Origin of the sequence: Mesorhizobium sp. M1E.F.Ca.ET.063.01.1.1 (assembly GCF_003998155.1) — a bacterium.
Classification (GTDB): Bacteria; Pseudomonadota; Alphaproteobacteria; order Rhizobiales; family Rhizobiaceae; genus Mesorhizobium.
On sequence record NZ_RZSC01000955.1, the window covers coordinates 1 to 1,947 of the forward strand.

Below are 1,947 nucleotides of genomic sequence, written 5' to 3' on the forward strand. Positions count from 1 at the left end.
CCCCCATCCCCGCCCTGTGCCATGGGCGTGATGCCGGCACTGACCGCAGCAGCGCCCCCGGCTGTAGAGCCGCTGGTGGAAAAACCATGGCGCCAGGGATTGGACGGGGCCCCGTGGAGCAGGTATTCGGGGCAATACCCCCAGCCGAACTCTGGCATACTGGCGCGTCCAATCAGATTGACGCCTGAGGCCCGAACCAGCGCGCCATAGTAGCTATCCTCTTTCGCAGTCTGCCCACCCCGACACAAACGACTGCCACTCTCCCAGGTTCTGCCGGCGAAAGCAGGGCCGGTATCCTTGGTGAGAAACGGCACCCCACGGAACGGACCGTCGCCTAACTGTGTTTCTGGCTGGGCGAGTCGATCCTCATAGAGCTCAACGACGGCATTGATCGACGGATTAACCAAGCCGTAAGCTTCCAGAGCTGCATGGGTGACTTCGGCGATCGAGACTTCTCTCCTGGCGATGAGACTCGCCAAACCGATCGCGTCATAAGAGGCGTATTCACTGATCTTCATAGTATTGATCCTGCTGGGTTGATGCGTTGCATTCGGCAATGGGTGGCTGCACCTAGTGGCCTCAGATTTAAAGTTATGGCCCCCCAAATCATGCAGTCCTCTCTACTAGCTTGCGGCAAATACTCAGCCATTAGCGGAGCCGCCAAACTCTTAACGGGTTATTCCCCCGATTAGGCCAAGCGGGCGCGGATTGTACAATGAAAAGCATTCCCTCACGGTAACCTGAAGTTACCATCTGGCCGGAGAGCTGGAGCACCATACTCGCTGACCACACGCGCGCGTCAGATTCGCTCGGGAGGGCCGCTTTGGCGCAGTCGCCGGCGGGGGGGTGAAAGATGAATCGGATGCCCATCGGCTTCTGTGCGAGACAGGCAGCCGCAACAAGCTTTTTGCTACACAACGCGCGCGCCCGTCGAGACGTCGATTGCGCCGGCCTTCACACCGCCGGAGGAGCCACGAGTCCAATCGCGGCACTTTGTTCGACGTCCTCGGCAGGATCTCAGCGCCAAGTGGGTGGCTGCCGATCGCGGCTAGACGATCGGACCAGAATTTGGCAGTATCGTGCCAAGCTCGGCGTGTGTTTGGGGGTGCAATTACATCCTGACCACCGGCCCCTCCTTCAATCCGACTGTCTCGCTAATCGGATCCCGGCGCAGCCTGTGTGGCAACGGCAGCGCCATTTGGCTTAGAACGCGGTCGTGCCGATCGCCGGGAGCCTGGTTGCGATTAAGTTTGATCCTAGGTCCCGAGTGAGTAGGATAAGTGGCACTCCCATTCCCTCCTCCCTGATCACTCACTAGCCGATTTTGTTCGGGATCCGCGCGTCGATCCTACTGAAGGCGAAGACCAGGATACCGGTGATCGTCATGTAGATCAGCGCCAGCAGCAGCAAGGGTTCGTAGGTGAGGTAGGTGTCCTGCCGCACCTTGGACGAAACAGCGAAGATGTCGATGACGCTGATCGTCGCCACCAGCGGCGTCGACTTCAATTGCAACACGGTTTCGCCGGTCAGCGTAGGCAGCGCCCTGTAGATGGCTTGCGGCAGCCAGATGCGCCGGAATGCCTTCCAGCGGCTCATGCCGAAGGCACGGGCAGCCTCGAGTTGCCCCTTCGGAACGCCGGCAAAGGCGCCGCGCATCACCTCGCCCTCATAGCCGGCGAACGACAGTGTCAACGCCAGCACGCCATAGGGCCAGGCTTGCCTAAGAAACGGCCACATCCAGGATCCGCGGATCCACGGATATTGCGGAAAAAGCGAGCCTAGGCCGTAATAGAGCAGCCACAGCTGGATCAGCAGCGGCGTGCCCCGGATCACCGTGCAGAACACCTTGGCGGGCGCGGCGAACCAGAACGAGCCGGCGGCCTGCGCCAGGCCGAGCGGCACCGCAAGCAGGAAGCCCAGCACACAGGTGACGGCCAGGATCCACAC

At 60.8% G+C, this 1,947-nt stretch carries 2 protein-coding genes; both read right to left on the bottom strand.

Annotation, left to right across the window (positions count from 1 at the left end; all coding sequences use genetic code 11):
* Positions 1–518, bottom strand: a 518-nt coding sequence (locus EOA29_RS34725) for an amidase family protein (protein WP_245468699.1), incomplete at its 3' end; no start/stop codon positions are given.
* Between the two features lie 796 nt (positions 519–1,314).
* On the bottom strand, positions 1,315–1,947 hold a 633-nt coding region (locus tag EOA29_RS34730), incomplete at its 5' end, for an ABC transporter permease (RefSeq protein WP_145969994.1).